The 17,772-nt window shown below is 66.8% G+C and carries 20 protein-coding genes; 9 read left to right on the top strand and 11 right to left on the bottom strand.

Annotated elements, in window-relative coordinates; genetic code table 11:
* Window positions 1-4: 4 nt before the first annotated feature.
* The gene (gene folD, locus BT108_RS00265) at window positions 5-889 is read right to left on the bottom strand and encodes a bifunctional methylenetetrahydrofolate dehydrogenase/methenyltetrahydrofolate cyclohydrolase FolD (RefSeq protein WP_072292553.1); all 885 of its coding nucleotides are present in this window, start codon (window positions 887-889) and stop codon (window positions 5-7) included.
* A 198-nt stretch (window positions 890-1,087) separates the two neighbouring features.
* Window positions 1,088-1,741: a hypothetical protein gene (locus BT108_RS00260; RefSeq protein ID WP_072292795.1), complete on the bottom strand. Its 654-nt coding sequence runs from the start codon at window positions 1,739-1,741 to the stop codon at window positions 1,088-1,090.
* A 190-nt stretch (window positions 1,742-1,931) separates the two neighbouring features.
* Between BT108_RS00260 and BT108_RS00255 the strand changes: the two genes are divergently transcribed.
* Both BT108_RS00255 and pyrC read left to right on the top strand, forming a co-directional pair.
* On the top strand, window positions 1,932-3,110 hold the full coding sequence (locus tag BT108_RS00255) for an NAD(P)/FAD-dependent oxidoreductase (RefSeq protein ID WP_072292552.1): 1,179 nt from the start codon (window positions 1,932-1,934) through the stop codon (window positions 3,108-3,110).
* Between the two features lie 16 nt (window positions 3,111-3,126).
* Window positions 3,127-4,188, top strand: a complete 1,062-nt coding sequence (gene pyrC / locus BT108_RS00250) for a dihydroorotase (RefSeq protein WP_072292551.1) — start codon at window positions 3,127-3,129, stop codon at window positions 4,186-4,188.
* 11 nt (window positions 4,189-4,199) lie between these two features.
* On the opposite strand, the gene BT108_RS00245 is transcribed toward pyrC, so the two are convergent.
* Genes BT108_RS00245 through lgt form a run of 4 tightly spaced genes read right to left on the bottom strand, consistent with a single transcriptional unit; the run spans window position 4,200 to window position 6,465 of the window.
* Complete coding sequence (locus BT108_RS00245; protein WP_072292550.1) at window positions 4,200-4,604, bottom strand: thiol-disulfide oxidoreductase DCC family protein; 405 nt, start codon at window positions 4,602-4,604, stop codon at window positions 4,200-4,202.
* The gene (locus BT108_RS00240; RefSeq protein WP_072292549.1) at window positions 4,597-4,929 is read right to left on the bottom strand and encodes a YnfA family protein; all 333 of its coding nucleotides are present in this window, start codon (window positions 4,927-4,929) and stop codon (window positions 4,597-4,599) included. Before BT108_RS00240 ends, BT108_RS00245 begins: the two co-directional genes overlap by 8 nt.
* 38 nt (window positions 4,930-4,967) lie before the next feature.
* Window positions 4,968-5,570, bottom strand: coding sequence for a class I SAM-dependent methyltransferase (locus BT108_RS00235; RefSeq protein WP_072292548.1), 603 nt, complete (start codon window positions 5,568-5,570; stop codon window positions 4,968-4,970).
* A gap of 7 nt (window positions 5,571-5,577) precedes the next feature.
* Window positions 5,578-6,465, bottom strand: a complete 888-nt coding sequence (gene lgt, locus BT108_RS00230) for a prolipoprotein diacylglyceryl transferase (RefSeq protein WP_083566064.1) — start codon at window positions 6,463-6,465, stop codon at window positions 5,578-5,580.
* Between the two features lie 103 nt (window positions 6,466-6,568).
* Between lgt and ilvD the strand changes: the two genes are divergently transcribed.
* The 3 genes from ilvD to BT108_RS00215 are packed head-to-tail and all read left to right on the top strand — an operon-like array spanning window position 6,569 to window position 10,669.
* Window positions 6,569-8,242, top strand: a complete 1,674-nt coding sequence (gene ilvD / locus BT108_RS00225; RefSeq protein WP_072292547.1) for a dihydroxy-acid dehydratase — start codon at window positions 6,569-6,571, stop codon at window positions 8,240-8,242.
* A 29-nt stretch (window positions 8,243-8,271) separates the two neighbouring features.
* Entirely contained in the window at window positions 8,272-10,329 is a 2,058-nt protein-coding gene (locus BT108_RS00220; protein WP_072292546.1) for a thioredoxin domain-containing protein, read from the top strand.
* 25 nt (window positions 10,330-10,354) lie between these two features.
* Window positions 10,355-10,669 (top strand): c-type cytochrome, encoded by a 315-nt coding sequence (locus BT108_RS00215; RefSeq protein WP_072292545.1) that lies wholly within the window; start codon window positions 10,355-10,357, stop codon window positions 10,667-10,669.
* A 94-nt stretch (window positions 10,670-10,763) separates the two neighbouring features.
* Here BT108_RS00215 and BT108_RS00210 read toward each other — a convergent pair whose 3' ends face one another.
* Together BT108_RS00210 and BT108_RS00205 are read right to left on the bottom strand one after the other, a co-directional pair.
* A complete protein-coding gene (locus tag BT108_RS00210) occupies window positions 10,764-11,084 on the bottom strand; it encodes a BrnA antitoxin family protein (RefSeq protein WP_072292544.1) in 321 nt (106 codons plus the stop codon).
* Window positions 11,044-11,322, bottom strand: coding sequence for a BrnT family toxin (locus BT108_RS00205; RefSeq protein WP_072292794.1), 279 nt, complete (start codon window positions 11,320-11,322; stop codon window positions 11,044-11,046). The genes BT108_RS00210 and BT108_RS00205 overlap by 41 nt, the downstream gene beginning before the upstream one ends.
* 335 nt (window positions 11,323-11,657) lie before the next feature.
* Between BT108_RS00205 and BT108_RS00200 the strand changes: the two genes are divergently transcribed.
* Window positions 11,658-12,404 carry a YdcF family protein gene (locus BT108_RS00200; RefSeq protein ID WP_143142321.1) on the top strand — a complete coding sequence of 249 codons (747 nt, stop codon included), beginning with the start codon at window positions 11,658-11,660 and terminating at the stop codon, window positions 12,402-12,404.
* A 41-nt stretch (window positions 12,405-12,445) separates the two neighbouring features.
* Window positions 12,446-12,883 (top strand): OsmC family protein, encoded by a 438-nt coding sequence (locus tag BT108_RS00195; protein ID WP_072292793.1) that lies wholly within the window; start codon window positions 12,446-12,448, stop codon window positions 12,881-12,883.
* On the opposite strand, the gene coq7 is transcribed toward BT108_RS00195, so the two are convergent.
* Both coq7 and BT108_RS00185 read right to left on the bottom strand, forming a co-directional pair.
* Window positions 12,871-13,497, bottom strand: a complete 627-nt coding sequence (gene coq7 / locus BT108_RS00190; RefSeq protein WP_072292543.1) for a 2-polyprenyl-3-methyl-6-methoxy-1,4-benzoquinone monooxygenase — start codon at window positions 13,495-13,497, stop codon at window positions 12,871-12,873. The two genes, BT108_RS00195 and coq7, sit on opposite strands and share 13 nt — an antisense overlap.
* A 19-nt stretch (window positions 13,498-13,516) precedes the next feature.
* Entirely contained in the window at window positions 13,517-14,941 is a 1,425-nt protein-coding gene (locus BT108_RS00185; RefSeq protein ID WP_083566063.1) for a (Fe-S)-binding protein, read from the bottom strand.
* A gap of 217 nt (window positions 14,942-15,158) precedes the next feature.
* Between BT108_RS00185 and BT108_RS00180 the strand changes: the two genes are divergently transcribed.
* On the top strand, window positions 15,159-15,728 hold the full coding sequence (locus BT108_RS00180) for a TMEM165/GDT1 family protein (RefSeq protein ID WP_072292542.1): 570 nt from the start codon (window positions 15,159-15,161) through the stop codon (window positions 15,726-15,728).
* Between the two features lie 27 nt (window positions 15,729-15,755).
* Here the strand turns inward: BT108_RS00180 and BT108_RS00175 are convergent, their stop codons facing one another.
* Window positions 15,756-16,955 carry a class I SAM-dependent methyltransferase gene (locus BT108_RS00175; protein WP_072292541.1) on the bottom strand — a complete coding sequence of 400 codons (1,200 nt, stop codon included), beginning with the start codon at window positions 16,953-16,955 and terminating at the stop codon, window positions 15,756-15,758.
* A gap of 76 nt (window positions 16,956-17,031) precedes the next feature.
* On the opposite strand from BT108_RS00175, the gene BT108_RS00170 reads away from it, so the two are divergent.
* Entirely contained in the window at window positions 17,032-17,772 is a 741-nt protein-coding gene (locus BT108_RS00170; RefSeq protein WP_072292540.1) for a pteridine reductase, read from the top strand.

Genomic DNA, 17,772 nt, shown 5'->3' with positions numbered 1-17,772 from the left:
GCGTTCAGCAGCTGGACCGTTGCACGGATGCCGTCCGGGCGGCATGGGCACGCTCCGCGGCCTCTATGGTATTGCACAGCAGCATGGTGATGGTCATCGGACCCACCCCGCCGGGAACAGGCGTGATATGGCCCGCCTTCTCGCGGACTTCCTCGAAGTCCACGTCGCCCACCAGCCTGCCGTCAGGCAGGCGGTTGATGCCGACATCCACCACCGTGGCACCGGCCTTCACCATGTCGGCAGTGATCAGGCGCGCCCTGCCGGCCGCCACTACCAGGATGTCGGCACGTTGCGCATGGCCGGCCAGATCGGGCGTCTTCGAGGTGCAGATGGTGACGGTCGCGCCCCGCTGCAGCAGCATGAGTGCCACCGGCTTGCCGACGATGTTGCTGCGGCCGACCACCACCGCGTGCCGGCCCTCGATCGGAATGCCGTACTTCTCCAGCATCCGCATCACGCCGTGGGGCGTGCACGGCCAGAGGGCGGCACTGCCGAGGACCAGGGCGCCCACGTTGCAGGGATGAAAACCGTCCACGTCCTTCTCCATGGCGATGGCCGCAAGGATCGCATCGCTCGCGTAGTGCCGGGGCAGCGGCAATTGCACCAGGATGCCGTGGATCGCCGGATTCCGGTTCAACTCGTCGATACGCCGCACCACCTCGTCCTGGCCCGCCCGTTCGGGAAACGCATGAATCTCCGAGTGGATGCCGATCTCGTCGCACGCCCTGGCCTTGTTGCGCACATAGATGGCGGATGCCGGATTCTCGCCCACGATCACCACCGCCAGCCCGGGCCGCATGCCAATGCGGGACAGGCGCTCGGCACGCAGCCTCCATTCCGTCCGCATCTCCCGGGCAAGCGCACTACCATCCATGATCCTGGCATTCATATGTGGACTGTCGGCTGACGGGACGCTGCCGTCCCGAGGAGGGTGGATGAAAGAGGAATTATACGTCGTCCGGATACGGCTTTCACCTTTCGTACCGAATCGTCGCAAACCCCCCCTCACGGAGGGCCGGCGCAAGCCCGGCCCGATCTCAGCGGCAGGCGGACGCCTGGCGCATCCCTGTGCACGGATTCGCCCTGTTCACGCCCGAGGCGGGCTAGCGGCATCCGCTTTCCTGATCTTCGCGCGATAGATCAGCAATCCGATCAGGAACGCCGGCAGCATGACCAGGATGGCGGCCAGCAACCCCGCGGCAAGGATGTCCACCCCCTCCGTCTTGGGAAGAAAAATGGTGACGAACCAGATGGTGATGAAGGCTGCGACCATCCCTCCCAGGAACATGATCTTCTTGCCGCGCTCGTAGGTACGCCAGAGCGCGCCCGAAACCCGCACTTCATCGCGATATTCGTCGAACACCACCGCCAGGCTGTCGTCGTCCGGTCCTGCCTCGTAGCCCGCGGTGACGGCGTAGGCGTCGCTGCCATCCTCGACCCGGGATTTGTCGCTCAAGAACTCGATCCGCCGCCGCGCCCTCTTCCTGCTCATGCCTTCCTCCACGAGCATGGACTGCAGCGCCTGGAACGCATGCTCCCGGGCATTCGGCAAGTCCAGGTTTTCACCGTGACGCCACATGACCCCCACCAGATACAGCTGCACCGTCATCTGCCGGAACGGGGGCGCAAAATCATACCCCTTGTCCTTGATCTTCTCGAGCTGTGCAACCAGCAATACGCGCGCGTGCTGCACGCAGATATCGGTCTCGCCTGCTTGCGAGCCGGTTCCGGAGTCACTCATGGCCATGGAGGGATGAGACGACATGTCCGCCTCAGCTATCAACTTTTGAAGAAACTCATTATATACTGGCTATACTGCTACCGGACCCGCCAGATACATGAAATCATCCGCCCGTACGATCGTCCGCCCACACGTTTTCTCATCCACGCCCACCCTACCCACTCAACCAGCCCGATGAAAGGAAACGACCATGAAACACCACAAGTACGTCATCGTCGGCGGCGGCATCGCCGCTGATTCCGCCGTCCACGGCATCCGCAAGGTCGACCCGGACGGCGCCATCGCGATCATCGGCGAGGAACGCCACCTCCCCTACGACCGGCCGCCGCTGTCCAAGTCGCTGTGGAAGGATGCCGCCTACGAGTCCATCTGGCGCAGCACCCAGGGACCGGGCATCGCGATCCATTTGGGCAAGAAAATCGTCGCGATCGATCCCGCCGGGAAAACCGCGACCGACGATGCCGGCAATGTCTACACCTACGAAAAACTCCTCCTCGCCACGGGCGGATCGGTGCGCCGCCTCCCCGGCGCGGGCGAGCACGTCATCCACTACCGCACCGCCGACGACTACCGCAAGCTGCGTGAGCTGAGCGAAAAAGGTTCGGACTTCGTCGTGATCGGTGGAGGCTTCATCGGTTCCGAAATCGCCGCCGCCTTGAGGATGAACGGCAAGAAAGTCACCATGGTCTTTCCGGAAAAAGGCATCGGGGAGCGCGTCTACCCAGGATCGCTGGTCGAATTCCTCAATGCCTACTACCGCGAGCAGGGCGTGACCGTGCTCCCCTCGGAAACCGTCGGGGCGGTGCGGGTTGACGGCAACCGGGTCGTCGTGGCCACGGGAAGCGGCACGGAGCTCGCCGCGGACGGCGTCGTCGCGGGGCTGGGCATCCTGCCGAATACCGATCTTGCCGCCGCGGCAGGGCTCGCGGTGGACAACGGCATCGTCGTCGACGAGCAGTTGCGCACCAGCAATCCCGACATCTACGCCGCCGGCGACGTGGCCAACTTCCACAGCGCCCTGCTGGACAAGCGCATCCGCGTCGAGCACGAGGACAACGCCAACGTCATGGGAGAGACCGCGGGCGGGAACATGGCCGGGCAGTCGAAGCGCTACCTGCACCAGCCCTTCTTCTACTCCGACCTGTTCGACCTGGGCTACGAGGCGGTGGGCGAGCTGGACGCCCGCCTGGACACTGTCGAAGACTGGCAGGAGCCCTTCAGGAAAGGGGTGGTCTACTACCTGCGCAACGGGCAGGTGCGGGGCGTACTGCTCTGGAACACGTGGGGACAGGTCGACGCCGCCACACAGCTGATCGCGGAGGGCGGCACGCACACTCGCGAGACGCTGGCCGGGCGCATCACCGACTAACCGCCGCAGTGCCGCCTTGACCGCGCTGACGCTCGTCCGGCCGGACGACTGGCACCTGCATCTGCGCGACGGCGCGCACCTGCGCGCGGTGCTGCCGGATACGGCGCGGCGCTTCGCGCGCGCCATCGTCATGCCGAACCTGAAGCCACCGGTCACCAGCGTCGGGCTTGCGGCGCGGTACCGGGCGAGCATCCTCGACGCCCTGCCGCCGGGGATGCGCTTCGAGCCGCTGATGACGCTCTACCTGACCGAGGCCACCACGCCGGCGGACATCGCCGAGGCAATGGAAAGCGGCATCGTGGCGGCCGTGAAGTACTACCCTGCCGGCGCCACCACCCACTCCGCCGCGGGCGTGACCGACATCGCCCGTTGCCACGGCGTGCTCGCGGCCATGGAAGAGGCCGGCCTGCCGTTGCTGGTACATGGGGAAGTCACGGATCCCGCCGTGGACGTGTTCGACCGGGAAAAAGTGTTCCTGGAACGCGTGCTCCTTCCCGTCGTCCGGCGCTTTCCCCGGCTGCGCGTCGTGGTCGAGCACATCACCACGCGCGAAGCGGTGGACTTCGTCGAGGCCGCATCCGAAAACGTCGCCGCCACCCTCACCGCCCACCACCTGCTGCTCAACCGCAACGCGCTGTTCCAGGGCGGCCTGCAGCCGCACCACTACTGCCTGCCGTTGCTGAAACGCGAAATCCACCGCGGCGCCCTGCTGCGAGCCGCAACCGGCGGCAGTCCGAAATTCTTCCTCGGCACCGACAGCGCCCCGCACACCCGCGCCACCAAGGAGACAGCCTGCGGCTGCGCCGGGATCTACACCGCGCACGCCGCGATCGAGCTGTACGCGGAAGCGTTCGAGCAGGCGGGCGCGCTTGAACGGCTGGAGGCCTTCGCCAGCTTCCACGGTGCGGACTTCTACCGGCTTCCGCGCAACGAGGACCGCATCACCCTGGAAAAAACGCATTGGAACGTTCCCTCGCAGCTGGCGTTCGGCGACGAGGTGCTGATTCCCTTCCGTGCGGGAGAGCGGGTGGCATGGAGGCTGGCGGAACAGCCCGCGCCCACCGGCGCGGAGGCGTAGGGATCGAACCGTCACCAGTGTTTCCGGGCGCGGTTCCATCGATACAACAGCCGAGCGAACGCATCGTACGCCAGACGCGCGGCCGGTCCAACCCCGGGCACGCGCAGCAGGCGGGCGCCCCAGCGCTGACCCGGAGTCAGCGCCCAGAGCCGGGCAAACGCATCCGCGCCCACGTCGATATGGCCGTCGGCGGCCCTGACGTGCAGGCGCTCCCGTACCGCCTCCAGCGATGTCCCCACTTCCAGGGCGGCATCGGGATGGGCGTGCACGTCGATCCATGCAATATCCGAAACGCCGCAGGCCTCCATGCGCCGACGCTGGCTTTCGATCCCCGCCCTGCAGACCGGGCAGGCGCCGTTGTAGTAGACCGTACCGGACGCTCTGTCCGGAGCGTGCGCGCCGGCATCCTCACGCATGCCTCGGGCCGAACATGATGATGGCCATCCCGGCCAGCGCCACCAGCGAGCCCGCCACATCCCACAGCGTCGGCCGTATGCCCTCGATCAGCCAGAGCCAGAGCAGCGCGAAGCAGATGTAGATCCCGCCGTAGGCCGCGTAGGTGCGCCCCGCGGCGTCGGGATGCAGGCTCAGCAGCCAGGCGAACAGCGCCAGGCTGGCGGCTGCGGGCAGCAGCAGCCACGCGCTGCGGTCATGCCTGAGCCACAGGTAGGGCAGGTAGCAGCCGACGATCTCGGCAAGCGCGGTGGCGGCGAAGAGCAGCAGGGTCTTCAGCTCGAACATGCAGGTATCTTACGCCAGACTTCCCCTGCCAGGGAATGTCAGCCCTTGACCAGGCGAATGCTGCGGAACCAGCCGCCGGCCAGCACCGGTGCGTCATGCTCCAGCCTGAGTTCCGGCACGGCCGCGAGCACCTCCTCGAACACGACGTCGAGGCGGGTGACGACGTGCCGCGACAACCGGTTCAGGGCACGCCTGAACGGAGCGGCTTCGCCCGGCCGGAGGAATTTGTCGAGTATCAGCACGCTGCCGCCGGGCTTGAGCACGCGCGCCGTCTCCCGCAGGCAGGCGGTAGCGTCGGGCACGATGGCGAGGATGAGGTGCAGCACCACGTGGTCGAAGCAGGTGTCGGCAAACGGCAGGGCCATGCTGTCGCCCTGCACCAGATGGAGATGGCGGCCGTTCCCGCGCGGCCGCGCCCGCGCCAGCATGGCGGCGGTGAGGTCCAGGCCGACGTAGCGATGATCCGGAGGCAGGTGCGGAACGTCGAGGCCGGAGCCGATGCCGCTGACGAGGACGTCGAGCCCGCCCTGTCGCGGCAACTGCGCAAGGCTGGCGGCACGCAGCCCGGTGCCGGCCGCCGCCAGCACGGCATCATAGAACGGGGCGATGAGCGTGTACGCACGGCGCAGGGAGGCGCTCATCCTTGCCCTACTTGCGCTTGCGCGGTCGCGGCACCGGCCCACTGCCCGCCTTCGGGGCCGATCCGCCCGCACCCTCCGGATTCCCTGCGCGCACCGGAGCCGGCGGCATACCGCGGCCGGCACGATACGCCCACGCCAGCATCGCCAACCCGGCTCCCATCATCGGCAGCGACAGCCACTGCCCCATGGTGACACCCAGCGTCAGCACCCCCATGAAACCGTCCTCGGGCTCGCGATAGAACTCGGCGAACGAGCGGAACGCGCCGTAGCCGATCAGGAACACGGCGGACACCGCACCGGTGGGGCGCGGCTTGGCGGAGTAGATCCACATCAGCAGGAAGAACGCCAAGCCTTCGAGGGCGAATTCGTAGAGCTGGGACGGATGACGGGCAAGGTCGTCCACGTGGGGGAAGACCATGCCCCACGGCACATCGGTGGGGCGGCCCCAAAGCTCCCCGTTGATGAAATTGCCGATGCGTCCGGCCCCCAGGCCCAGCGGCACCAGGGGGGCGATGAAGTCGGTGACGGCCAGCCAGGGAAGCCGGTACTTGCGGGCGAGCAGCGCCATCGCGGCGATCACGCCGAGGAAGCCGCCGTGAAAGGACATGCCGCCCTGCCACACCGCGAAGACTTCCAGCGGATGGTCAAGGTAGTAGCCGGGTTGGTAGAACAGGATGTGCCCCAGGCGCCCACCCAGCACCACCCCCAGCACGCCGTAGAACAGCATGTCGTCGAGCATGGCGGAAGTGAACGCGCCTTCGGGGCGCGCCCGGATGCGGCGCCGGCCCAGCAGCACGAACAGCGCGAACCCCACCAGGTACATCAGCCCGTACCAGCGCACGGCGAGCGGGCCCACGGCGACGGCAATCGGGTCGAACTGCGGGTGGACGAGCATGAGGCGGGCGGGTTATGCGGTAAAATAGCCGATTATACGGCAACGGACCGCACCGCCGCCGCGTGCGCACGATCATCAATCACAATATTCTCAAGGAGTTCCCATGCCACACAATACGCGCAGCCGCGTCATCACCGAGGGAGCGCAGCGCTCGCCCAACCGCGCCATGCTGCGGGCGGTGGGCTTCGGCGACACGGATTTCGACAAGCCCATCGTCGGCGTGGCGAACGGCTTCTCTACCATCACCCCCTGCAACAAGGGCCTGAATGACCTGGCGCTGGAGGCCGAGCGCACCTTGAAGCAGGCGGGGGCGATGCCGCAGATGTTCGGCACCATCACCATCTCCGACGGCATCTCGATGGGTACGGAAGGCATGAAGTATTCGCTGGTGTCGCGCGAGGTGATCGCGGACTCGATCGAAACCGCGGTGCAGGGGGAAAGCATGGACGGCGTCATCGCCATCGGCGGCTGCGACAAGAACATGCCGGGCGCCATGATCGCGATGGCGCGGATGAACGTGCCGGCCATCTTCGTCTACGGCGGCACCATCAAGCCGGGCCGCTTCCAGGGCCGGGATCTGACCATCGTCAGCGCCTTCGAGGCGGTGGGGCAGTACACCGCGCACCGGATCGACGAGGCGGAACTGCTCGAGGTGGAGCGCCACGCGTGTCCGGGGGCGGGATCCTGCGGCGGCATGTACACCGCCAACACCATGTCGTCGGCATTCGAGGCGATGGGCATGAGCCTGCCCTACTCCTCCACCATGGCGGCGGAGGACGACGAGAAGCGCGCCAGCACCGCCCGCTCCGCCGAGGTGCTGGTGGAAGCGGTCAAGGCGCAGATCCGCCCGCGCGACATCATCACGCGCAAGTCCATCGAAAATGCGATCGCCGTGATCATGGCGGTGGGCGGCTCGACCAACGCGGTGCTCCACTTCCTCGCCATTGCCCACGCGGCACAGGTGGATTTGACCATCGACGACTTCGAGTGGATGCGCGGCCGGGTGCCGGTGCTGTGCGACCTGAAGCCTTCGGGCCGCTACGTGGCGACGGACCTGCACCGCGTGGGTGGCGTTCCACAGGTCATGCGGATGCTGCTCGACCACGGCCTGCTGCACGGCGACTGCATCACGATCAGCGGTCAGACCGTGGCGGAGGTGCTGCGCGACATTCCCCCGACCCCGCGCGCGGACCAGGACGTGATCCGGCAGTGGGAGAATCCCATGTACGCGCAGGGCCACCTCGCCATCCTGAAGGGCAACCTTTCCCCCGAAGGTTCGGTCGCCAAGATCACCGGGGTGAAGACGCCCCGGATCACGGGACCGGCCCGGGTGTTCGAATCCGAGGAGACCTGCATGGCGGCCATCCTCGAGCGCCGCATCCAGCCCGGCGACGTGGTGGTCATCCGCTACGAGGGCCCCCGCGGCGGGCCGGGGATGCGCGAGATGCTTTCGCCCACTTCCGCGCTCATCGGCGAGGGCCTCGGCGATTCGGTGGGGCTGATCACCGACGGCCGCTTCTCGGGCGGCACCTACGGCATGGTGGTGGGCCACGTCGCCCCGGAGGCGTTCGCCGGCGGCGCCATCGCCCTCGTCCAGGAAGGCGACTCGATCACCATCGACGCCGACCGCCGCCTGCTGCAGCTCAATATCTCAGAGGACGAGCTCGCACGCCGGCGCGCGGCCTGGCAGCAGCCCGCGCCGCGCTACGTGCGCGGGGTGCTGGCCAAGTACGCGAAGCTGGTCTCCACCGCCAGCCGGGGAGCGGTGACGGACTAGCGCGCACACCGTCCATTCCGCCACGGACCATGCCCAACCGTCTTTCCGGCGAAACCAGCCCCTACCTGCTCCAGCACGCCGGCAACCCGGTGGACTGGCATCCCTGGGACAGCGAGGCGCTGGCGCTGGCCCGCAGTGAGAACAAGCCGATCCTGCTGTCCATCGGCTACTCAGCCTGCCACTGGTGCCACGTCATGGCGCACGAATGCTTCGAGGACGCGGACGTCGCCGCGGCGATGAACCGGCACTTCGTCAACATCAAGGTGGACCGGGAGGAGCGCCCCGATCTCGACCAGATCTACCAGACCGCGCTCTACATGCTCACCCGGCGCCCCGGCGGCTGGCCCTTGACGCTGTTCCTGACGCCCGAGCAGAAACCCTTCTTTGGCGGCACCTACTTCCCCAGGAGCGCGCGCCAGGGGCTGCCCGGCTTCCTCGACCTGCTGCCGCGTGTCGCCGAGGCCTACCACGAGCGCGGCGATGAGATCGAGCGGCAAAGCGTCTCGCTGCTGCAGGCGTTCGCCAATTCTCTGCCCTCCGCGGAACAGGCGTACGCCGGATTTTCGCAGCGGCCGCTCGACCTGGCGCTGGCCGGTCTGCAGGAGCAGTTTGACGCCGCCGACGGCGGCTTCGGCGCAGCCCCGAAATTCCTGCATCCTACCAAGCTCGAATTCTGCCTGCGCCGCCACTTCACTACTGGCGACACACAGGCGCTGCACATGGCAACCCATACCCTGCGGCGCATGGCGGAGGGCGGGCTCCGCGACCAGCTGGGCGGTGGTTTCTACCGCTACAGCACCGATGCTCACTGGAGCATCCCGCACTTCGAGAAGATGCTGTACGACAACGGACCGCTGCTGTCACTCTATGCCGATGCCTGGCTCGCCAGCGGCGAGCCGCTGTTCAGTCAGGCCGCCGAGGAAACGGCGGTATGGATCATGCGGGAGATGGAACAGCCGGAGGGCGGCTACTATTCGAGCCTGGACGCCGATTCGGAGAACGAGGAAGGCAGATTCTATGTCTGGGACCGCGACCAGGTCGCCGGGATCCTCGACCACGATGAATATGCCGTGCTTGCACCCCGCTACGGCCTCACCCGGGACCCCAATTTCGAAGGCAGGCACTGGCATCTGGAGATCGCCCGGCCGCTTGCCGAGGTTTCCCGGGCGGTCGGCATCGACGAGGACGCTGCCCTGCAGCGGCTCGCCTCCGCACGGGCGAAGCTTCTCGCGGCACGCGCGCTGCGGGTGCGTGCCGGACGCGACGAAAAAATTCTTCCCGCCTGGAACGGACTGGCGATCAAGGGCATGGCGCATGCCGGGAGCATTCTCGGACGCGACGACTGGATACATTCAGCCGCCCGCGCCACCGACTTCGTGCGCGCCGCGCTGTGGCGAGATGGTCGCCTGCTGGCCTCCTTCAAGGACGGCAGGGCGCACCTCAACGGCTACCTGGATGACCATGCATTCATGCTCGACGGCGTGCTGGAGCTGATGCAGGCCCAATTCCGCCCGTCCGACCTGGAATTCGCCATCGCCCTGGCCGACGCGCTGCTGGAACACTTCGAGGACCGGGAGTCGGGCGGATTCTTCTTCACCAGCCACGACCACGAAAAGCTGATCCATCGCCCCAAGCCGGGAATCGACAACGTCATGCCATCCGGGAATGGAATGGCGGCGCAGGCCCTGCAGCGGCTTGGATACCTGACCGGGCGATTCCACTATCTCGAAGCGGCGGAACGCGCCCTGGCGCTGTTCTACCCCTACGCGTGCCGCAACGCCGCCTCGTGCTGCAGTTTCCTGGCGGGAGTCGAGCAGTCGCTCGCGCCCCCCGTGCTCGTCCTCCTGCACGGTCCGGCAACGACCGTACGGGAATGGAAAAGCGCCTTGCGGTCGCGCGCGCCGCTTGCCCTGGTATTTGCGCCGCCGCCGGAACTTAACGTTCCGCTCCCGGGTCTGAACTGGGCGGCCAAGGCGGAGCATACCGCCGGCGCCCGGGTATGCCTGGGCACCCGATGCCTGCCGGAAATCGCCGACCTGCGTGAACTGCTGCGCGTCTGCGAGGTTCGTGACAATACATCATCATAATCATTCAACGGATAAAGGAGCAAATATGAAAGCTGTCTGGATAGGAGTCCTTGCAGCCTCGGCCCTCTTGCTGGCCGGCGGCGCGCAGGCGGATGCCGAGCTGGCCAAGAAGAGTGGCTGCCTGAACTGCCACAACCCCGACAAGAACATGGCCGCCCCGGCTCTGAAGAACATCGCCGCCAAGTACCGCGGCGACGCCAATGCCGAAGCCTATCTGGCAGGAAAGATCAAGAAGGGAAGCGCCGGTGTCTGGAAGATGCCGATGCCGGCCATGCCGCCGAACAACGTCACCGAGGCCAACGCCAAGGTCCTGGCCAACTGGATCCTGTCCCTCAAGTAGGTCGGACGGCAGCACACGAAAGCCGGTACATTCGTACCGGCTTTTTCATTTCAACATGACTCCAGCACCGTGCATTGCCGGACGACGACGCCGCTCATTTCGCCTGCGCCTTGTGCGCCTCGACGTAAGAGCGCAATACGGCATTGATGCGGGACTGATACCGCTTACCTGTATGCCTGAAAAATTCCAGCACTTCGGCATCAATGCGCAGCGTGATTTGCTGCTTGGTGTGGGGCAACTCCGCTGCCGCTTTCATCCATGCAGCATCAGGCAAGCCAAGCGCGTCGCTGTAGTCGATCTGCTCATCAGGCATCGCAGCCACAGCATTCAGCCGGGCCTTTTGCTCCGCACTCAAAAGTGGCGGCTTCTTGAGGTCAAGAGTTCGCTTCACGATATTGCTTTGTTTCGTCGGCATTTGCTTTCCTTGCAGAGATAAGGCGGATGGTGTCCTCGTGTCGAACGGTGTAGATCACATAAAGGACAACCGAATAAGCAAACCCAATCGTGGCCCAACGATCTTCCTCGTAATCCTCGCGTCCGTCGTAGGCGTCAATCCGCCCCGAGTCATAAAAAACAAGCTCGGCATCCTCGAAGGAAACACCGTGCTTCTTCAGGTTTTGCGCCCCTTTGTCGGCGTCCCACTCAAGTTTCATTGTGTAGTTACGTCAAGATTTTGGCTATCGCCTACGCAAGCTCCGGTCTCAGAGCCTTGACCGCCTCGATCTTGCCGTGCTCCGCCATGCGGCAATATACATTCCCCACCCGCCCCACATCGAGGTCAGGTCGATGTATGACTTTTTCATTTCAGGATACTCCACCGCACCGCACCGGAAGTCCAGCCACTTTACACTGCGCCGGCTTTGGATAATACTGGGCGTCGGAAAATCGCGAATACGCTCAACGGCCCGGCCGCCATTCCACACCTTGCGCGGCACCGCCCGATTCCGGATGGCGACCGCTCCCCTTCCCGCAGACCATGGACTGATCCGTGACCAGCCTGCTCGGCGCGCTCCTGCTCCCCCCGTTGAACCTCGTTCTGCTGGCCTTGGCGGGCGTCCTGCTGCGGCGGCGCCACCCGAGGACCGGCCGCGCGCTGGTCTGGCTGGCAGGCGCCCTGCTGTGCCTGCTCTCCACTCCCTTCTTCGCGGATACGGCGCTGCGCCAGCTCGAACCCACGCCTGCGGCGCCCCGCCTCAATAGCGTGCAGGCCATCGTGGTACTGGGCGCGGGAACCTATTTCGAAGCGCCTGAATACGGAGCAAGCACGGTCGACCGGCTCGGCCTGGAGCGTGTTCGCTACGCCGCTCGGCTGCATCGGCTCACCGGCAGGCCGATACTGGCGTCGGGCGGCTCGCCCCGAGGCGGCGACTCCTCCGAGGCGGCCCAGATGCGGGCAGCGCTGCAGCAGGACTTCCAGGTCCCGGTCGCCTGGGTGGAAGAGGCTTCGCGCACGACCCGCGAAAATGCCCATCGCAGCGCGGCCATCCTGGATGCGAACGGCATTACCCGCATCGCGTTGGTCACCCACGCCTGGCACATGCAGAGGGCATCGCGGGAATTCGAACTGGCCGGACTCGAGGTCGTTCCCGCCGCCACCGCCTATACCACGCGGCGTGCGATCGACCTTCACACCTTTCTTCCCGCCGCCGGCGCCCTGCAGAGAAGCGGCTGGTTCTTCCACGAGGTCATCGGGATGCTGTGGTACCGCCTGCTTCCCGCTCCCGCTTCCACGTGAATCATGGTTAAATGATCGTTTTGGCATCGCTGGGGCATGGCATGAAGGCACGGGTGGCGTGGAAGGAGGGAATGAGCTTTCTGGGAGAGTCCGGCAGCGGCCACGCAGTGCTGATGGACGGCCCCCCGGAGGCGGGAGGGCAGAACCTGGGGCCGCGGCCAATGGAGATGCTGCTGCTGGGAACCGGCGGCTGCGCGGCATTCGACGTGGTCCTTATCCTGAAGAAGGGCCGCCAGGACATCCACGGCTGCGAGGTGGAGATCGAGGCGGAACGGGCGCCCGGGGAGCCCAGGGTGTTCACCCGCATCCACTTCCACTTCGTCCTCAGGGGAAAGCAGCTCGGAAGCGAGCAGGTGGAGCGGGCGATCCGGCTGTCCGCGGAAAAATACTGCTCGGCCTCGATCATGCTGGGAAAGACGGCGAAACTGACCCACGACTTCGAGATCGTGGAAGCCGGGGAGACTTCTCAGACCCAGTAGGCGGTGCCCGTCATGATGCGGGAGCCCAGCTTCATGGCCAGCCTGACCGGCAGCGGCAATTCCGCGCCGCCATGGGAAATGGCGACGTCGGCATGCCCGGCTTCGTCCACCTGCATCTGCGCGACAATGGCGCGGCTCTTGCCGTCGTGGTGGGGCAGGCGCTGCAGGTGCCCCGCGAGATGCGCCTCCACCTGGCGCTCGGTCTCCGCGAGGAATCCCAGGTTCCACTTGTCGCCCAGCGTGCCCGCGAAAACGCCGAGTGCGAACGAGCCGCCATACCACAGGGGATTCAACAGGCTCTTGCGCCCGTTGAGTTCCACGATGCGCCGCTCGGTCCAGGCGAGGTGCTCGGTTTCCTCCCGCGCCGACTGCGCCAGCGTCTGCTGCACCCTGGCGTCGCGCGCGGCGAGAGCCTGCCCCTGGTACAGCGCCTGCGCGCAAATCTCGCCCACGTGGTTGACGCGCATCAGCGCGCCGGACTCCTTTCTCTCCGATTCGCTCAATTCGACTTCCGGCAACCCGGCGCCAGGCACCGGGCGCAGGGTCTGCGCCGGGGAAAGCAGCGTGCGCAGCGCGCGATCGAAACCAATGATGAGCTTGTCGAGATCAGGCACCTTTTCCCGTCCGAAACGATTACGATGGCATACCCATCTGCCGCGCCAGCAGGGTCACGGGGTGCAGCACCTCGATTCCCGAGCCGCGTTCGAGCAGTCCGCTGGCGATGTGCAGGGCGCATCCCACGTTGGAGGTGGCGAGATAACGCACGCCGCTTGCATCCAGCGCGGTCATTTTATCACGCAGCAGCGCCTGCGCCATCTCCGGTTGATCCAGGAAATAGGTGCCGGCGGCGCCGCAGCACTGGTCGTTGCCCGCCAGCGGCACGACGCGCGCGCCGGGGATGCGCGACAGCAGCGCATAGGCGTGCGCCGAGGCGCGCATGACATTGCGCAGGCTGCACGGTTCGTGCACGGCGATCCCGTGCGGCAGGGGCGCGAGCGGGACATCGTCCCACACCGGATGGGCTGCCAGGAACGCGCCGATGTCCATGACGCCGGCGGAAAAGTTCTCGGCCTGCCGCTTCGATGCCGACGCCGCCGGGAACGCATCGGCGACGCCGTACTCCGCCAGTCGCGCGCCGCAGCCCGACGCGGTGCTGAGGATGGCGCGCACACCCGGCAATCCATCGAAAGCTGCCACGTTCTGCCGAGCCAGGCGCGCTGCGGTGGGCTTGTCCCCGCCGTGCCGGTGCAGGGCGCCGCAGCATGCCTGCGCGGGAGGAATGTGCACCGTGTAGCCCAACCGGTTGAGAACGAACAGGGTGGCGTTGAGCGTCGCCGCATCCGCCAGCCGGGCAATGCAGCCGAGAAACAGGCCGACCTCGCCGCGCACGCGGCCCGTGGCGGGATAGACGGCCTGCCACCCGCTTGCCGTACCGGTGCCGCGGCCCTTCCCGTCCCCTTCCTGCGGCACGCAGGGGAGATCCACTCGCGGCAGCTGACGCTCCAGGACGGCCAGCCGGCTCTTTCCCAGCAGCCTGGAGCGCCGCACGACCGCCTGCAGGCCACTGCGCTGGTAGACACGCACGAGCGGCCGCAGCGCATCGAGCCGCGCCGGCCGGGCGAGGATCCGGGTCTCCAGCCAACGCCGCAGCCAGGACGATCGCGACGCGCTCCGCTCCCCGTCGGCATCCGCGGACATGCGGATCATGGCGCGAGCTTCATCCACCAGCCCCCCGTAGCCGACGTGGTTGGGACATGCCGCCTCGCAGGCGCGGCAGGTCAGGCAGCGGTCGATGTGCAGGATGAAGCGCTCATTCATCGGGATACGCCCGCCGGCGACCCCGCTCATCAGGGCGATGCGCCCGCGCGGCGAATCCGCCTCGGACTGGGTCACGCGGTAGGTCGGGCAATGCGGCAGGCAAAGCCCGCAGGCGACGCAGCGATTCGCCTCGGCGATCAGCGACTCGATGGAGGCATCGCGGGATGAATCCGGAACGCACTCCGATGGGTTCCCGGAAAACTGGAACCCGAGCCCGGCAGCCGAGCGCTCGCTCAACATGCCCGGAGACGAACCTCGCGCCGATCTGTTTGCATGAATCGATCCATCCATTTGACAGGTTCTCCGCGGTCCGCCATCGTCCACCCGCAGCACACCCGAAAAGTCTACGCCCTAACCCCCGCAAAAACAAAAATAGGTGCCGACACGATCCCTCAGGGGAATCACGCTACAATGTCCCGCCGTGTTGCCACCCTGCCCCACTGTTGCGGTTCGCGCCTTGGAAGCCTTTTTCACCTCCACCCTGCTGGTCGCGCTCGCCGAAATCGGCGACAAGACCCAGCTGCTGTCCTTCGCGCTGGCAGCCCGGTTCAAGCGTCCCTACACCATCATGGCGGGCATACTCGCCGCCACGCTGCTGAACCATGCGCTGGCGGCGACCGTGGGTGCCTGGCTGGCGGGTCAGATCCCACCCCGAACGCTCGGCTGGGTCGTGGGACTGTCGTTCATCGCATTCGGTCTGTGGACGTTGAAGCCCGACACTCTCGACGACGGTCCGCCCACCTTCGGTGCCGGCGTGTTCGTGACCGTGCTGCTCGCCTTCTTCATCGCGGAAATGGGCGACAAGACGCAACTGGCGACCATCGCGCTGGCGGCGCGCTACGATGCCCTGGCGACGGTCGTCTTGGGCACCACGCTGGGCATGATGCTGGCCAACGCACCCGCGGTCTGGATCGGCGGCGCGCTTGCCGAGCGCATCGACATGCGGCGCGTGCGCTGGGTGGCGGCCGCCGCGTTCGTGCTGATGGGGATCTGGTCGCTGAGCGGGCATCCAGGCTACCCCGGCTGACCGGGCGCGCGGCCGGCGCCGCCCCTTTCACAGCTGGCGACTTCTGTCACTGCCGCCGAACCCGGCGAAGCCGATGAGAGGTCCCGAAACGTCCCTGCCGAAGGCGATGGCCTTGAACAGCTCGCCCATCTCGGCGGGGCTCACCAGCGTCTGCAGCTGATTCGCCAGAGGCAGGTACTCGGCAGCACGCTCAACCGGCGTGCGAGCCAGTCTGGCGGCGATGCCGCAGCCGACAAGGAAGTGCGCCTGGGTGGTGTAGCCCAGCAGATCCAGTCCGGCCCCTGCCGCGGCGTCGGTCACGGCGCTGAAGTCGACGTGTGCAGTGATGTCCTGCAGGCCCGGCAGGTGGAAGGGATCGTCATGGGCATGATGGCGGTAGTGGCACATCAGCGTCCCCTGCGTACGCTGCGGGTGATAGTACTCGCTGCGCCCGAAGCCGTAGTCGATCAGCAGCAGGACGCCCCGCCGCAGCACGCGCGCGGCGCTGGCGACGAACCCCCGCGCGGCCAGCCCGATCTCGCTGACATGGTCCGAGGCTTCGTCCGGCCCGCCGGGACCGACGAAAGGAATGAGTTGCCGGGCGGCCTCGAAGAGCGCGCCGTCCTGGAGCAGACGGTCGCTCCAGGCGAACGCGCCGCTGCCGGGCGCCCCCGCCGCCACGCCGCGCTCAAACAGACCCGCGTTTCGCCATACCACCCGATGCACCGGCATTGCGTCCAGCACTTCGTTGGCCAGCATCAGGCCCTCGAACGCATCGGGCAGGCGGTCCAGCCACTCCACGCGACTCGCCAGGGCTGGCGCAAGCCGCTCCAGCGACTGTCGCTGACGCTGACGCAGCTCCCCGCTGAGCTCCAGGATGCAGTAGCGTCCCGGCAGGGCATCCAGCTCTTCCAGTCCGGAGAGCAGGTCGCATGCAAGCCTGCCGGTGCCTGCGCCGAATTCCAGGAGGTCGCCCCCGTTCGGGAGGGACTCCAGTATCTGCGCGGCTTGGCGCGCCAGCGCCCAGCCGAACAACGGCGATATTTCCGGTGCGGTGACGAAGTCGCCCGCCCCGCCGAACTTGGCCGCGCCCCCGCTGTAATACCCCAGTCCCGGGGCATACAGGGCCAGCTCCATGTAGCGGGAGAATGAAATCCAGCCGCCCGCATCGGCGATCTCGGCGACGATGCGATCCTCCAGTGCGCGGCTGTGCCGCAGGGCGGCTTCATCGGGAACGGGCAGCGGCATTGGTGGCGGATGCGAGGTTGTGAGACACTACGATGGGTCGCGCAAGTGTACAGGGACACGTCAGGGAGGGATACCGATGCGGGGAAAGGTCATGCTCGTCACCGGCGGCGCCAGGCGGGTGGGCGCCGCCATCTGTCGCATCCTGCACGCGCGCGGCGCGAACCTGATGGTGCACTACCGGAACTCGGCACAGGATGCGCAGGCGCTGCAGGCCGGACTGGAGGCCGCACGCCCCGGCTCGGTGGCGCTGGTGCAGGCCGACCTGCTGGAGACCGCGCGGCTGCCGAGCCTGGTCGAGGCCGTGCTGGACCGGTTCGGCAGGCTCGACGCCCTGGTGAACAACGCCTCCAGTTTCTTCCCCACCCCCATGGGAGAGATCACGGAAAGTCACTGGGACGAACTCATCGGCAGCAACTTGAAGGCGCCGCTGTTCCTGGCACAGGCCGCGGCACCCGTGCTGAGGAAGCAGCACGGGTGCATCGTCAACATCGTCGACATCCATGCCGAGTGGCCGCTGAAACGGCACGTGGCCTACAACGCGGCCAAGGGCGGTCTGGCGGCGCTCACCCGCTCGCTGGCCCAGGAGCTCGCCCCCGAAATCCGCGTGAATGGCGTCTCGCCCGGCCCCATCCTGTGGCCGGAAGAGGGGGAGTGGCAGGAGGAGGATGCACGCAGGCACATCATCGAGAGAACGCTGCTGAAGCGCACCGGCGAACCGGCGGACATCGCACGGACGGTGGCCTTTCTCGTGGCCGACGCCCCCTACGTCACCGGCCAGATCATCGCGGTGGACGGAGGCCGCAGCGTGAACCTGTAG

Source organism: Nitrosovibrio sp. Nv17 (assembly GCF_900119085.1).
GTDB lineage: Bacteria > Pseudomonadota > Gammaproteobacteria > Burkholderiales > Nitrosomonadaceae > Nitrosospira.
Note: the sequence above shows the minus strand (reverse complement) of the source record. Positions and strands in the feature narration are given on the sequence as shown.

What these genes read in the sequence shown, in the direction of transcription:
- folD (WP_072292553.1), bottom strand. Translation starts at nt 889, where the DNA reads ATGAATGCCAGGATCATGGATGGTAGTGCGCTTGCCCGGGAGATGCGG.
- BT108_RS00260 (WP_072292795.1), bottom strand. Translation starts at nt 1,741, where the DNA reads ATGAGTGACTCCGGAACCGGCTCGCAAGCAGGCGAGACCGATATCTGC.
- BT108_RS00255 (WP_072292552.1), top strand. Translation starts at nt 1,932, where the DNA reads ATGAAACACCACAAGTACGTCATCGTCGGCGGCGGCATCGCCGCTGAT.
- BT108_RS00245 (WP_072292550.1), bottom strand. Translation starts at nt 4,604, where the DNA reads ATGCGTGAGGATGCCGGCGCGCACGCTCCGGACAGAGCGTCCGGTACG.
- BT108_RS00240 (WP_072292549.1), bottom strand. Translation starts at nt 4,929, where the DNA reads ATGTTCGAGCTGAAGACCCTGCTGCTCTTCGCCGCCACCGCGCTTGCC.
- BT108_RS00235 (WP_072292548.1), bottom strand. Translation starts at nt 5,570, where the DNA reads ATGAGCGCCTCCCTGCGCCGTGCGTACACGCTCATCGCCCCGTTCTAT.
- lgt (WP_083566064.1), bottom strand. Translation starts at nt 6,465, where the DNA reads ATGCTCGTCCACCCGCAGTTCGACCCGATTGCCGTCGCCGTGGGCCCG.
- ilvD (WP_072292547.1), top strand. Translation starts at nt 6,569, where the DNA reads ATGCCACACAATACGCGCAGCCGCGTCATCACCGAGGGAGCGCAGCGC.
- BT108_RS00220 (WP_072292546.1), top strand. Translation starts at nt 8,272, where the DNA reads ATGCCCAACCGTCTTTCCGGCGAAACCAGCCCCTACCTGCTCCAGCAC.
- BT108_RS00215 (WP_072292545.1), top strand. Translation starts at nt 10,355, where the DNA reads ATGAAAGCTGTCTGGATAGGAGTCCTTGCAGCCTCGGCCCTCTTGCTG.
- BT108_RS00210 (WP_072292544.1), bottom strand. Translation starts at nt 11,084, where the DNA reads ATGCCGACGAAACAAAGCAATATCGTGAAGCGAACTCTTGACCTCAAG.
- BT108_RS00205 (WP_072292794.1), bottom strand. Translation starts at nt 11,322, where the DNA reads ATGAAACTTGAGTGGGACGCCGACAAAGGGGCGCAAAACCTGAAGAAG.
- BT108_RS00195 (WP_072292793.1), top strand. Translation starts at nt 12,446, where the DNA reads ATGAAGGCACGGGTGGCGTGGAAGGAGGGAATGAGCTTTCTGGGAGAG.
- BT108_RS00185 (WP_083566063.1), bottom strand. Translation starts at nt 14,941, where the DNA reads ATGTTGAGCGAGCGCTCGGCTGCCGGGCTCGGGTTCCAGTTTTCCGGG.
- BT108_RS00175 (WP_072292541.1), bottom strand. Translation starts at nt 16,955, where the DNA reads ATGCCGCTGCCCGTTCCCGATGAAGCCGCCCTGCGGCACAGCCGCGCA.
- BT108_RS00170 (WP_072292540.1), top strand. Translation starts at nt 17,032, where the DNA reads ATGCGGGGAAAGGTCATGCTCGTCACCGGCGGCGCCAGGCGGGTGGGC.